The organism is Xanthomonas graminis pv. graminis (assembly GCF_030168915.1).
In the GTDB taxonomy this organism is placed as follows: Bacteria; Pseudomonadota; Gammaproteobacteria; order Xanthomonadales; family Xanthomonadaceae; genus Xanthomonas_A; species Xanthomonas_A translucens.
Genome location: NZ_CP076255.1, coordinates 4,083,058 through 4,095,612, shown reverse-complemented (window position 1 = coordinate 4,095,612; position 12,555 = coordinate 4,083,058). Strand labels below are relative to the sequence as shown.

At 71.6% G+C, this 12,555-nt stretch carries 9 protein-coding genes; 1 reads left to right on the top strand and 8 read right to left on the bottom strand.

From position 1 onward, the window contains the following. Positions 1–621: 621 nt before the first annotated feature. Positions 622–1,239, bottom strand: a complete 618-nt coding sequence (locus tag KHF85_RS17790) for a hypothetical protein (protein ID WP_009588949.1) — start codon at positions 1,237–1,239, stop codon at positions 622–624. 426 nt (positions 1,240–1,665) lie between these two features. On the opposite strand from KHF85_RS17790, the gene KHF85_RS17785 reads away from it, so the two are divergent. Then, positions 1,666–4,677 (top strand): bifunctional diguanylate cyclase/phosphodiesterase, encoded by a 3,012-nt coding sequence (locus KHF85_RS17785; RefSeq protein ID WP_284567684.1) that lies wholly within the window; start codon positions 1,666–1,668, stop codon positions 4,675–4,677. On the opposite strand, the gene KHF85_RS17780 is transcribed toward KHF85_RS17785, so the two are convergent. The 7 genes from KHF85_RS17780 to KHF85_RS17750 all read right to left on the bottom strand — a co-directional run bounded on the left by KHF85_RS17780 (position 4,667) and on the right by KHF85_RS17750 (position 12,500). Continuing rightward, positions 4,667–5,680, bottom strand: a complete 1,014-nt coding sequence (locus KHF85_RS17780) for a Rieske 2Fe-2S domain-containing protein (protein ID WP_284567683.1) — start codon at positions 5,678–5,680, stop codon at positions 4,667–4,669. The two genes, KHF85_RS17785 and KHF85_RS17780, sit on opposite strands and share 11 nt — an antisense overlap. Positions 5,681–5,727: 47 nt before the next feature. After that, the gene (locus KHF85_RS17775; RefSeq protein WP_284567682.1) at positions 5,728–6,882 is read right to left on the bottom strand and encodes a GGDEF domain-containing protein; all 1,155 of its coding nucleotides are present in this window, start codon (positions 6,880–6,882) and stop codon (positions 5,728–5,730) included. Between the two features lie 342 nt (positions 6,883–7,224). Further along, positions 7,225–8,334, bottom strand: coding sequence for a hypothetical protein (locus KHF85_RS17770; RefSeq protein ID WP_284567681.1), 1,110 nt, complete (start codon positions 8,332–8,334; stop codon positions 7,225–7,227). Then, the gene (locus KHF85_RS17765; RefSeq protein WP_284567680.1) at positions 8,331–9,512 is read right to left on the bottom strand and encodes an ATP-grasp domain-containing protein; all 1,182 of its coding nucleotides are present in this window, start codon (positions 9,510–9,512) and stop codon (positions 8,331–8,333) included. The genes KHF85_RS17770 and KHF85_RS17765 overlap by 4 nt, the downstream gene beginning before the upstream one ends. Continuing rightward, positions 9,505–10,350 (bottom strand): MBL fold metallo-hydrolase, encoded by an 846-nt coding sequence (locus tag KHF85_RS17760; RefSeq protein ID WP_284567679.1) that lies wholly within the window; start codon positions 10,348–10,350, stop codon positions 9,505–9,507. The genes KHF85_RS17765 and KHF85_RS17760 overlap by 8 nt, the downstream gene beginning before the upstream one ends. Before the next feature lie 154 nt (positions 10,351–10,504). Beyond that, positions 10,505–11,482, bottom strand: a complete 978-nt coding sequence (locus KHF85_RS17755) for an NAD-dependent epimerase/dehydratase family protein (protein ID WP_284567678.1) — start codon at positions 11,480–11,482, stop codon at positions 10,505–10,507. 1 nt (position 11,483) lies between these two features. After that, positions 11,484–12,500 (bottom strand): 3-oxoacyl-[acyl-carrier-protein] synthase III C-terminal domain-containing protein, encoded by a 1,017-nt coding sequence (locus KHF85_RS17750; protein WP_284567677.1) that lies wholly within the window; start codon positions 12,498–12,500, stop codon positions 11,484–11,486. Positions 12,501–12,555 lie beyond the last annotated feature (55 nt).

Genomic DNA, 12,555 nt, shown 5'->3' with positions numbered 1-12,555 from the left:
TGGTGCTGAGGGATTGCCACTTCGGCTCGGAGTCCAGGGAAGGGGAGGCGTCGGGGCCGTGCGTTCGTATGTATCCATTCGGCCGCCGGACGTCGCGGCCTTGCCGGCCCGCGTCCCCATCGCGCATTTTACCGTCATGCCATGGATTTGTCGGGGAGTTGGCAAATTCGGTTGCCGCCGCCGCCGCCAGGCTGGTTCTGGCGGCGTGGGCCGCCGCTACCGGCACCACAGTGGCGGGGCCGCTCCGCAGGGGAGCCGTGCAAGCGCGGAGGCAGGGCGTTGCGCCTGGCGAACGGGGCGCTGGCATCGGCCGCGCGGCCATGGCGGTCCGGCGGCATCGGGCGCCGCGCCGCTGCGGCTGCGCCCTGCTGGCCGTGCAGCGTTGGACCCGGCACGGCGGTGATCGAGCGCGGCGTCGGTGCCGGCGATGCCGCACGACGCTGCCGTGCGCGTTCATTCCAGCGCTGTGGCATGGCGCAGCGCGGTCTGAGCGTTGCGTGATGTTTCTTGAAGCCGGCAGCATCTCCGGCCATCGGCGACACATGCGCGCCGTCCGTTCGCGGGCGGCGGCATGTTGCGGCCGCGTTGTGCCGGCGTAAACGCCGTGCGGCCGCTACCGGTTCAGCCGGCGACGCGCAGCACGCCGTTCTGGCCGCCGGGGGGCGTGCCTTCGAATTGGGTCAGGGCGGCGACCAGTTCGGCATGCAGGCGGATGCGGCCCATCTCGCGCATGATGCGGATATCCTCGTGGCGCAGTTCGCGGTTGGCCACCACTTCGCGCTTGTAGTCGAGGATTTCCGGATACTTGCGCGCCATGTTCAGCGCGTCGGCGACGCACTCCACCGTATCGGCGTCGGCGGTCAGCGGCTCGCGGCTGTTGAAGGCCGTGAGCCAGCGCTCGAAGCCGGCGGTGCGGTCGAACATGTTGGCGATGAACCAGATCACGAACAGGATCGCGACCCAGGAACTGACCACGATCACGATGCGTGAGAAGGTCAGGTGATAGTCGTGCTGCCACAGCTGATTGGTGATCACGCCCAGGATGATCAGCGAGATCGCCTGCCAGCCGATGATCGAGGCCACCAGCCATTGCTGTTTGGCTGCGGCCAGCAGATTCACCTCCGAGCGTAGCTGCGCCTCGCTCTTGTGCTGCCAGTGCGCGACCTGTTCGGGGAACGAGCGCTGGTGCAGCGCGTTGTCCTCCAGCAACAATCCCAACCCCTTGAACAAAGCGATCATGACAGGCTCCCTGCAGATGCGGTGACGGACGACGAGCGACGCAGCTTCTTTCTAGCACAGTGTCCGCAATTGGCATGTTGCATCCGCACATGGGCAGATCGCGGCGCGCTGCCGCGCAGCACCATCGCGGCGCGCGCGCCTGGCCTTGGCGGGCCGCCCGCGGTCCGGTGTGGCGCGCGCGGTTTGCACGGCGCATGCATTCCGAATGACGGCATCGCGCAGCGCGCCCGCCGCCGGGTCGGCGTCGCCCCGCAGCGCCTGGCGCAGTGGCCCGATTGAGCGGGCCGCCGGCCGCTGGCCGAGCGTGGGTTTTTTTGCCGCCGCGCCGACAAAGCTGAACGGCAGTGGCGCTGCGGCGGACGGCCTGCGCCGCGGCGCCGCCGTCCGGTCAAGATTGCCGCACCCGGGCCGCTCTATGCAGGACCGATGCAGCGCCGCTCCGCCACCGCCGACAAGCTCTACGACGTCCGCTTCAGGCAGCGCCTGCGGCGCGCGTTGCGCGCGCCGCTGCGCGCGATCCTGGTCTGGGGACTGGCCTTGGCGCTGTTGCTGGCCTGCGGGCTGGCCTATGTGCTGGCGCAGGACCGCGGCAACCGCCTGGCCGCCGCGCAGCGGCAGAGCCTGGCGCTGGCGACCGGCGCCGACCGCCTGCTGCAGCTGGAGCTGGACAACCTCAGCCAGGCGCTGCGCGGCGAAGGCGTGGGCGCGCAAACGCTGCTGGCCGACGCGCCGGCGCGCGCGCCGGCGCTGATCGAGGCATCGCTGCGCGGGTTGTTGCGGCGCCATCCGGAACTCCACGACGTCGCGCTGCTGGATGCGCAGGGCCAGCGCAGGTTCGGCGGGCCAGGCGATCCGACCTTGCGCGAATGGGCGCTGGGCTCGCGCCGCAATGGCGAGGACGTGTTCGTCGGCCCGTGCCGGCGCCTGGCCGACGGGCAAGCGCTGGTGGCGCTTGCGCTGCCGCTGGCATCGGGCGACTGGGTGGTGGCGCATTGGCGGGTCGCGGCGCTGCAACGCATCGTCGGCGGGGTCGATACCGGGCGCGACGGGGTGGTCGCGCTGACCGATACGCATGGCCTGCTGCTTGCGGCCAGCAGCGCCGCGGCCGGGACCACCGGCACCCGCATACGGCTGCCGTTGGGCCTGGTGCGCGGGCGGCCGCAGGGCAGCGCGATGGGCATGCACCATGCGGTGTTCGGCCAGCAGGCGCGCATGCTGGCGGTGAGCGGCGGAGGCGACTATCCGTTGCTGGCGGTGGCCGGGCTGTCGGTGCGCGAGGCGCTGGCGCCGTGGTGGTGGTTCGCCGGTGCGGCACTGTCGGTCTATCTGCTGTATCTGGCCGGATTCGGCTACCTGCTGGGCAGCCTGCGCCGCGCCGAAGGCCGCCAGCGGCAGATGCTGGAGCGCTTGCGCCGCGGCGACGAGGAGCTGCGCCTGGCGCACGAGATGGGCGGTATCGGTACCTGGCGGGTCGAGGCCGATCAGGGCCACCTGCTGCTGGCCGAGCCGACCGGCGCCCTGTTCGGGGCGCCGCAGCTACGCATGAGCCTGCCCGCGTTCCTGGCCCGGGTGCACGACGACGATCGCGCGCGGGTCGAGCAGTTGTACGACCAGGCGCTGCATGGCAACGGCGAGTACAACGTGGTGTACCGCATACACTTGCCCGATGGCGGCCTGCGCTGGCTGGCCGCGCGCGGTGCGCGGGTGCAGGGCCGCGACGGGTTGTGCATGACCGGTGCGGTGCAGGACGTCAGCGAGCGGCTCGAGGCGCAGGCGCGGCTGTTCGACGCCGAGCGCCAGTTCCGCCTGGTGTTCGAGCGCAACCCGTTGCCGTTCTGGCTGTTCGCGGTGGACAGCCTGCGTTTCCTGGAAGTGAACCAGGCGGCGATCCGCCAGTACGGCTACAGCCGCGAAGAATTCCTCGGCATGACCCTGCTCGAGTTGCGCCCGCGCAGCGAGGCCGAACGGCTGCTGCAGGACGTGCGCACGTCGCGCGAGGGCTTCGACGCCCCGAGCGTGTGGACCCACCAGCGCAAGGACGGCAGCCTGCTGTCGGTGCGGGTGCACAGCGCGGACCTGGACTTCGGCGGCGTGCCGGCGCGGCTGATCCTGGCCGAGGACGTCAGCCAGCGCATGGCGGACGAGCGCGAGCTGGCGTTCCGCGCCAGCCACGATGTCACCACCGGGCTGCTCAATCCGCGCGCCCTGGCCGAGGCGCTGGACGCGCGCCGGCAGGCCGGCTACGCGGTGGCCTACGCGCAGTTGCGCGGGCTGGCGCTGATCGGCGCCACGCTGGGCCAGGCCGCTGGCGATGCGGTGCGCTGCGCGGTGGCGCAGCGGCTGCGCGGGCTGGGCGAACGCTTCGGCCTGACTGCGCATCAGCCGTCGCAGGACTTCGTGCTGGCGGTGCTGGATGCGCAGCAGCTGCCGCAGGCGCTGCAGGCCTTGCTCGAAGCGGTGTCGGCGCCGGTGCAGGGCGGCGCCTTCACCCAGCAGTTGCAGGCGCACGTCGGTGTGGCGCTATGCCCGGACGATGCCGCCGGCGCCGAGGAGACCATCGGCAGCGCCGCGCAGGCCGCGCATGCGGCGCAGGCCGAGGGGCGCAGCGTGGTCCGTTTCGAGCGCAGCATGTCCGCGCGCATCGGCGAACGCCTGCGTCTTGCCGGGCGCATCCATCAGGCGATCGCGCGGCAGGAGTTCGAGCTGCATTTCCAGCCGATCATGCACGCCGGCAGCGGTGCGCCGCGCCTGCTCGAGGCGCTGATCCGCTGGCCGCAGGCCGACGGCAGCTACATCGCCCCGGACCAGTTCATCCAGCTGTGCGAGGACACCGGGCTGATCCTGCCGCTCGGGCGCTGGGTGATGCAGGCGGCCGCGCAGGCGCGGCAGCAGCTGGCGCTGCGTGGCTGGGCCGATCTGCCGGTGGCGGTGAACGTGTCGGCGCTGCAGTTCTTCGACGGCGACCTGGTTGCGGACCTGGTGCAGGCCTGCGCCGCGGCCGGCCTGGCCGTCGACGGCCTGCACCTGGAACTGACCGAGAGCAGCCTGATGCGGCAGCCGCAGCAGGCGCTGGAGGTGTTGCGGCAGCTGCGTGCGCTGGGGGTGAGCGTGGCGCTGGACGATGTCGGCACCGGGTTCTCCAGCATGGCCTACCTGCGCGACCTGCCACTGGACACGCTGAAGATCGACCGCAGTTTCATCGCCGACGTGCATCGTGACGCGCGTAACGCCTCGATCTGCGAGGCCTTGCTCACGCTCGGCCGCAGCCTGGGCCTGGACGTGGTGGCCGAAGGCGTAGAGACCGAGGAACAGCTGCAGTGGCTGCGCGCGCAAGGCTGCGACCAGGTGCAGGGCTATCTGCTGGGCCGGCCGGCGCCGCTGGCGCAGGTCATCGACGCGCTCGGCGCGCGTGATGCGCAGGACGCGGTCACAGCATGAGGTCGATGCCGTGCGGCGCGCCCGGTGCCGGCAGCGGCTCGCCGTCCCAGTAGCGGCGCAACGGTTCGCGGACCAGGTCCAGCGCGGTCGAGGCGCCGCGCACGCCGGGAAAACGCTGCAGGTTGTGCGACTGCAGTGCGAGCATGCGCCGATCCTGCTCGCCGACCTTGCGCAGCAGCGGCCACACCAGCCAGCGCACCGCCCACGCCGGCGCCCAGCGCCCGTCCACGTGCAGGCTGGCGAACACCTCGGTGCTGCGCGGGCCGACCGGGGTGAAGTGCAGGCTGATCCGCACGCGGCCGCCGCGGGCGTAGCGGTATTCGATCTGCGCGGTGCCGGGCGCGGCGAAATGCGCGCGCTCCAGCGTGCGCGGCGATTCGAACAGCCGGTACAGCCAGCCGCTCTGCGCGGCGGCGCCGGCGTAGTCGACATGGAAGCCTTCGTCCGTAGTCTGCAGGCTGGCACGCATCGCGCTGCGCGCGCCGCCGCGGCGCACCAGCCCCGGATGCAGCAGGTGGGTGTGCAGCGGATCGAGGAAGTTCTCCAGCGCATCGACCACGTGTGCCTCCCAGCGCGTGCGCCACAGGAAGCGCCGCACTGAAGGTTGCAGTTGCTGCACCAGCTGTGCCGGGTGCGCGTCGCCGTCGGGATCCGGGCGCAGCCAGATCACGCCGTCGTGTTCGCGCGCGGCGAATGCGCGCACCCGCACCGCCGGCAGCGGCTGTCCGGGCGGCATGCCGGGAATCGCGCGCAGCGCACCGTCGCGGCCGAAGCGCCAGCCGTGGTACGGACAGGCCAGGCCGTCGCCGCTGGCGCAGCCGGCCGACAGCGGCGCGTGCCGGTGCGGGCAACGGTCTTCCAGCGCGAGCAGGCTGCCGTCGGCGCAGCGCGCGATCGCCGCATGCCGGTCCATCACCGTCACCGCCAGCGGCCGCTGCCGCAGCGCGTCGGCGCGGGCCACGGCGAACCAGTGTCGGTACAGCGAGGGATGCCAGTCGGTCATGCCCACTAGCGTCGCATGCGCAGCATGCCGATGTCCGTGCACACGCCCTAGGCGACGACCGTCCCGGTCACCCTGTTGCGCCCGCCGTGCTTGGCCGCATACAGCGCCTGATCGGCGATGACGACCAGCTTCTGCCACTCGATCTGCGCCTGCGTCGAAATGCAATAGCCGATGCTGACCGTGCAGAACAGCGCGGCGCTGGCCGCAGGCGCGATTTCCTTGCGTTCGACCACGCGCCGCAGGCGTTCGGCGATGTCGCGCACCACCGATTCGTCGCCATGCGGGATCAGCACCATGAACTCCTCGCCGCCGACGCGGGCGAGAAAGTCCGGGCTGCGGATATGCCGCGCCAGCGTGTCGGCGATGGCGATCAGGACCTGGTCGCCGGTCGCGTGGCCCAGGCGGTCGTTGATCGATTTGAAGTTGTCGACGTCGATCATCAGCACCGCGATCGGCGAGTTCCTGCCGCGCGCCTCCTGCGTGGCCGACTCGCCCTTTTCCCACATGATCCGGCGGTTGGCGACGCCCGTGAGGGAGTCCTGCGAGGCGTGGCGAATCAGTTCCGCGTTCATCTTCCGGGCCAGCATCCACAGGAACCCGGGGGTGATGATCGAGGTCAGCACCATGCGCGCGAGCAGGCCGAATTTCGACGTCGGGTCGACGCTCGTGTCCGCGAGCGGATGGATCGACCACCAGGCGATGCGCAGCAGCAGCATCAAGGCCCACAGGAAGTGGAACGCGGCAGTGAAGCGTGCCGCGGTGCGTGCCGTTGCGTCAGCATGGCGCCACAAGGCCATGCCGGTGGCAACGGTCAACAGGCCGCGCAGGGTGCAGCCGAAAATCACCATGATCCTGAGATTCTCGCCTCCACTTTGTACGCAATAGATCTCCGCCGCACCGATCAGCGCGACCGAGACCAGGATCCAGGGCTGGATCAGTGGCCGCCGCAGATAGGCGTGCACCGCGCACAACTCCAACACCGTGGCGGCATCGATCGTCAAGTTGCCGATCAATCCCAGAACGGTGCCGTGCGCCGGCAACGCCGTCGGCAGCACGAGTGCGCCAAAGCCAGCCGCGAACGTGGCGTAGCTCAGGCCAAGCAGCAGCAATCCGTTCGTGTGCTTGGCTTTGCGCCCGGTCAAATGGATGGCAAAGAACACCGCCGACGAGACCGCTGCCAGCAAGGCATTGACGATCAGCAAGGTGCCAGCGTGAACCAGGTGTGTGATCGAATCCACAGGTCGCCCAGTCCGCGCTGCAAACGATTTTCAGAAGCCGCCCAGTATAGGGCAGCGAGAATATGTGAGACGCCCGTTTGCAGCAGTTTTCTCATGGAAAACGTTTCCAGATGCCCTGTAGGGCACGACACCGTTCGTGCACACGCTGGATTGGTTTTGCAGGCGCGGCATAGGTCGACGGCAAGGGGCGGTTCGGTCCATCGGGGTTCCTGGCGCTGCAGCTTGGGCTTGCCCTGATATCGGCGAGGGGTGCGTGGCCTTTAGCCCTTTGCGGTTGCGACCATGGCGGCAACGCATGCCGGTCGTTCACAGCCGATAGCGGCGCATCAGTGGTACGCCGATGCGTTCGGTCAGCGCGCCGAGCGCGGCGATCGGCTGGCGCCGGCGCAACGGCAGGTGGCGCGCATCCACTGCGCTGTACTCGATCACCGGCATGCCGCCGCGCTGGCGCTTGAAACTGGCGGCGCCGGCGCTCTGGTTCAGTCGGCGTCCGTACCGCAGCGCATGTTCGAACCCGCAGGCGGTGAGCGTGCGGTACAGCGCCAGCCGTTGGGGTTGCCGCAGGTCGTAGCCGACGATCGGCGCGGTCAGCGTCTGCCCCACGCCGAACAGACCGGTGATGCAGACCAGCTCGCCGCGCGCGTCGCGAAAGCCGTCGAAGTGCAGCAGCCCGGCGCGGTGCCAGGCGCTCAGGAACGCGGCGCGGTAGGCCGGATTGCAGCGCGAATACTTGTCCAGGTACAGCTGCGCGTACAGTGCGGCGATGCGTGGGTAGTCGGCCTCGCCGATGGCGGCGTTGCCGCAGCGCTGCAGGTCGGTGCGCGCGGTCAGCTTGAGATCGCGGGCCAGGTCGCGGTGCCGCAGCAGCGCCGGCCAGTCGTCGTACAGATACACCTGGCGGCTGCCGATCAGGGTGAAGCCATCCGCCTGCAGCGCCTCCAGCCACTGCGGCGTGTCCACCCGGTTGAGCGAGCGGAACCACAGCGCATGCTCCGGCCAGCGCGTGCGCGCCGCGTCCAGCAAGGCGCCCAGGCCTTCGCGCGGCAGCGGCGGATACAGGTTGGTGGACAGCAGCCAGTTGTTGAGGGTGACCGCGCGGTCGATCCGCGCCCAGTCCAGCCAGGCGCCGATGCCGCTGCACAGTCCGCGCAGCGGCGCGGCCAGCGCGCGCGGCAACAGGCGCGCGGCCTCCTCGGCGGCGTAGTCGGCATAGGTGGTGCGCGGCGAGCAGACCCAGGCGTTGCCGGTGCGCTCTTCGCTGACCGTGACCGGCATCGACAGCGTGCCGGCCTGCAGCATGTCGATGCGGGCGTACAGGTTGCCGGCCACGTGCTGCGCGTCGCGGCCGGCATGCAGGGCGGCGAAGCGCTGCGCCTGCACGGCGTAGTCGTTGCCGGCCTCGGCGTCGCCGTTCATGGCGGCGGCAGGGCCTGGCCGTCCCATTCGGTATCGCGGGTGGAGGCGGCGCGCACGCTGCAGCGCTGCGCCAGCGCCAGCCGCGCATGGCTGCCCAGGTCGCACAGCGCGCCGGCCAGTGGGCGCCGATCGCCGCGCGGGGCGAGCACGTCGTCGGCGCGGGCGTAGTCGTGCCGCCATTGCGGCAGGCGGCCATGGCGCAGCGCCGCCGGCAACGCGACGCCGAGCATCAACAGGCCGAGCATCGCCGCGCGCGTTGGTGCCGGGCGCACGATCGCCGCCGGGTCGCGGCAGCTGCCGTCCAGCGCCGCGACCAGCGGATCGGCGGCGGCGAACAAATGCAGGCCGCTGGTCGCGCGCGGATTGCATTCGATCACGCTGTAGCGGCCCTGCGCCGAGACGATCCAGTCGAAGGAGAGGTGTCCGCTGAAGCGCAGCGAGCGCACCAGCTGCGCGGTGAAGCGTTCGATCTGCGGCGCCGGCGCGGCGTCGAAGTAATAGCTGGAACTGCGCTGCAGCCGGTAGCGCGGCCGGTACACCGTATGCGCGAGCAGCACGCCGTCGCGGGCCACCGCGTACGAGCAGCGCTCCTCGCCGGCGCAATAGCGCTGCGCGACCCAGTCGCCCTGTTCGGGCAGCGGCGGTGCCGCGGCGGGCAGGCCGTGCGGATGCACGCGCACGTGCACGCCGAAGCGCGAGTATTCCGGTTTCAGGACCAGCGGCGCGCGGCCGGCCCACTCGCGCGCCTGCTCCAGGCTGCGCACGCGCACGCTGTCGGGCACGTCCACCTCGGCATCGAGGGCGCGCGCCAGCTGCAGGAAGTGCCATTTGCTGTGCAGCGCGCGCAGCATGTCGAACCCGTCCACCAGCACGTCCAGCTGCGCGGGCAAGGCATGCCGGTAGCGGGCCAGGTAGAACACTTCCTCGCAGGTCGGCAGCAGCAGCGCGATGCGCTGGCGCGCGACCAGCGCGTTGAGGCCGGCGATGTAGGCGGCCGGCGCGTAGCGTGCCGGGGCGATGCGGTGGCTGGCGGCGACCGCGTGCGACCAGCCGGCGATGCGGCAGGCTACGCTGTCGGCCAGATGCACGCGCCAGCCCTGCGCGGCGAAGCGGCGCGCCAGGTCCAGCGCCACCGGTGCGCGTGCGCCGCTGATCAGGACGGCCGGCGCGCTAGCCATCGGCGCGCGTGGCGGCGGGCCGCCACTGCCGGCAATGCGAGGGCACCATGCGCAGCGTCGGTTCGGCCTGGCGTAAGGCGTGCAGCCGCGCCAGTGTGTCGCGGTAGACGCGGTGTTCGCCTAGCAAGTGGGTGACGAGTGCCGGCGGCGGCGTGCCGTCGGCGATCGCGGCGCTGGACCAGGCCGCATCGGCGACCAGGAACACCGGCCCGCGCGTGTCCTCGAACCACAGCCCGTGGTGGCCGGGCGCGTGCCCGGGCAGCGGCACCAGCAGCACACTGCCGTCGCCGAACAGGTCGCGCGGCGTGCCGAAGCCGCGCAGCGCCGCGGGCGCCGCGCATGCCGGCAATGCCTCGCACCAGTGCATGCGTTCGCGCGCGCCGTGCAGCAGTGCCGGCAGGAAGCCTTCGCGCAGCGCCGCCAGCCGCCCGCGCCGCTGCAGGTCGTCCCAGGCCTGTTGCGCGCAGGCGATGCGCGCCTGCGCGAAGTCGGCCACGCCGCCGACGTGGTCGCCATGGAAGTGCGACAGCACGATCCAGTCGATCGCCGCCGCGTCGACGCCGTCTCCGGCCAGCTGTTCGCGCAACGACTGGCCCGGCGCCAGGTGCACCGGCGTCAACAGGCGGTACAGCCGCTCGGGAAAATGCGCGGTGGCGGCGAGGAAGTGCTGCGAATAGCCGGTGTCGAACAGCAGGTTGCCGTGCACCGGATGCTGCAGCAGCGCCGCCAGCGCCGGGAACTGGCAGGGCGCCAACGTCGCGCCGCGGCGCGTGGCGCGTTCGGGATGGGTGCAGTGGCCGGCTTCGTACAGCCGCCAGCGCAGCGTCGGTGCGCTCATGTGCGTTCCCGCCCGGCCGCGCGATGCGTGGGCGATGTGTCGGCCGCGACGCTTTGGCGGGTAAGTCGCGTCGGGACTGAAGTCCCTACCGCACGTGCAAAGGCGCGTGAGTCTGCGCAGGCCGTGGGCTGGCCAACCGCTTGTCGGAGCTGGCTCACGTGCGCGCCAGGGCCGCGATCCCGGCCTCGGTGGACAGCTGCGGCGCGTAGCCGAGTTCGCGCCGTGCGCGGCCGATGTCCAGCGTTTGCGAATAGCCGAGCACGCCGATGCCGTAGCGGCTCAGCCGCGGCTCCGGCTGCCCGCGCCGGCGCAAGGCGATCTGCTCGCCGAGCGTGGCCAGCGCCAGGGCCAGGCGGCGCGGCACCGGCAGCAGGCGCACGCGCAGCTGCAGCGCCGCGAACAGCTGGGTGAGCAGGTCGCGCACCGCGATCGGCGTGCCGTTGCTGATGTTGTAGGCGCGGCCATCGCCGAGGTGCTCGGCGCGTAGCGCGGCCAGCGCCGCGGCCACCGCGTTCTCCACGCAGCACACGTCGATCATCGCGCGCCCGCCGTGCACCAGCGGGAACCAGCCGCGGTGCGCCACCGCCAGCAGCCGCGGCACGATCGCGTTGTCGCCGGGGCCGAACACCGCGCGCGGGCGCAGCACCAATGCCGGCAGCCCGGCCGCGGCGGCGGCACGCACGTTTTCTTCCGCTTCCCATTTGGTCTGCGGATAACCGCCGATCCAGCGCGCCGGCGGGGTGAAGTCTTCGCGCACCTGGTATTGGTCGGCGAAGCGGAAATAGATGCTGGGCGAACTGAAGTGCACGAAGCGGCGCACCCGCGTGCGCTGCGCGGCGGCGAGCAGGCGCTCGGTGGCGACCACGTTGGCCTGGCGGAACAGCTCGGCGCTGGCCCACGGCGCCGACAGCGCGGCGCAGTGGATCACCGCCGCGCAGCCGTGCAGCAGGGGGGCCAGGTCGTCGCGGCACAGCTCGGCGCGGACCACGTCGATGCGCGGATCGCCGGCGAAGGCGGCCAGTGCGGCGGCATTGCGGCCGCTGGCGCGGACCTGCGCGCCGTCGGCGGCGAGCGCGCGGACGATGTGCGCGCCGATGAAGCCGGAGGCGCCGGTGACCAGGATGCGCGCCATGTCAGTACCTGAGCACCGCGCCGCCGAACGCCAGCCCGGCGCCGGAGCCGATCAGCCCGATCAGGTCGCCGCGCACGATGCGGCCGTCGGCGATGGCCTGGTGCAGTGCGCTCGGGATCGAGGCGGCCATCTGGTTGCCGCGTTCGCCGATCACGTTGACCAGCGTGTCCGGCGCCAGCCGCAGCGCGACCTGCAGATGCCGCAGCGCCTTGGCGCTGGCCTGGTGCGGCACGATCCGCTGCAATTGCGCCAGTTCGACGCCGGCCTTGTGCAGCAGCCGCTGCAGGAACCCGGGCAGCTTCGCCGCGGCGAGCCGGTAGGTGGCGCGGCCGTTCATTTCGAACAGCGAACCGGCGCGCAGCGCGTCGATGCCGTGTTCCAGGCGCAGGCGGGTGCCGCCGGCGCGGACCCGGCAGTGTTCGATGCCTTCGGAATAGGTTTCCAGGTGCGCGGCCAGTAGTTGCGAACCGCTGTCGCCGCTGTCCGCGCCCAGCACCAGCGCCGCGGCGCCGTCGCCGAACAGCGGCGCGGTGTCCATGTCGTCGCAGTTCAGGCCGACGCTGGCGATTTCGCTGCACACGATCAGCACCCGCCGGTAGCGGCCGGCGGCGATCGCGCAGGCGGCCAGGTCGAGCGCGGCGATGAAGCTCAGGCAGGTGGCGTTGATGTCGAACGCCGGCAGTCCGCTGCCCTGCAGGCCGAGCCGCGCGTGCAGCAGCGCGGCGCTGCAGGGGATCGCCTGCTCCATCAGGCTGCAGGCGCAGATCACGCAATCGACCTCGGACGCGTCCAGCTGCGCCGCCGCCAGCGCCGCGCGCGCGGCGCGTTCGCCCATCAGCGAGGCCGGTTCGTCGGCGCCGGCGTAGTGGCGCACGCCGACCCCGGCATGGCGCAGGGTCCAGCCGGCGGGCTTGCCCCAGCGCTGGTCGAAGCTGTCCGAGGTCACTTGCCGCGCCGGCAGATAGTCGCCCGTGCCGAGGATGCGCACCGCGATGGGCCTGCTGGGGGCGACGGTCATTGCCAAAGCTCGGGCAAAGGAGACGCAGCGTACTGCCAGCGGATCGACGCCGGCA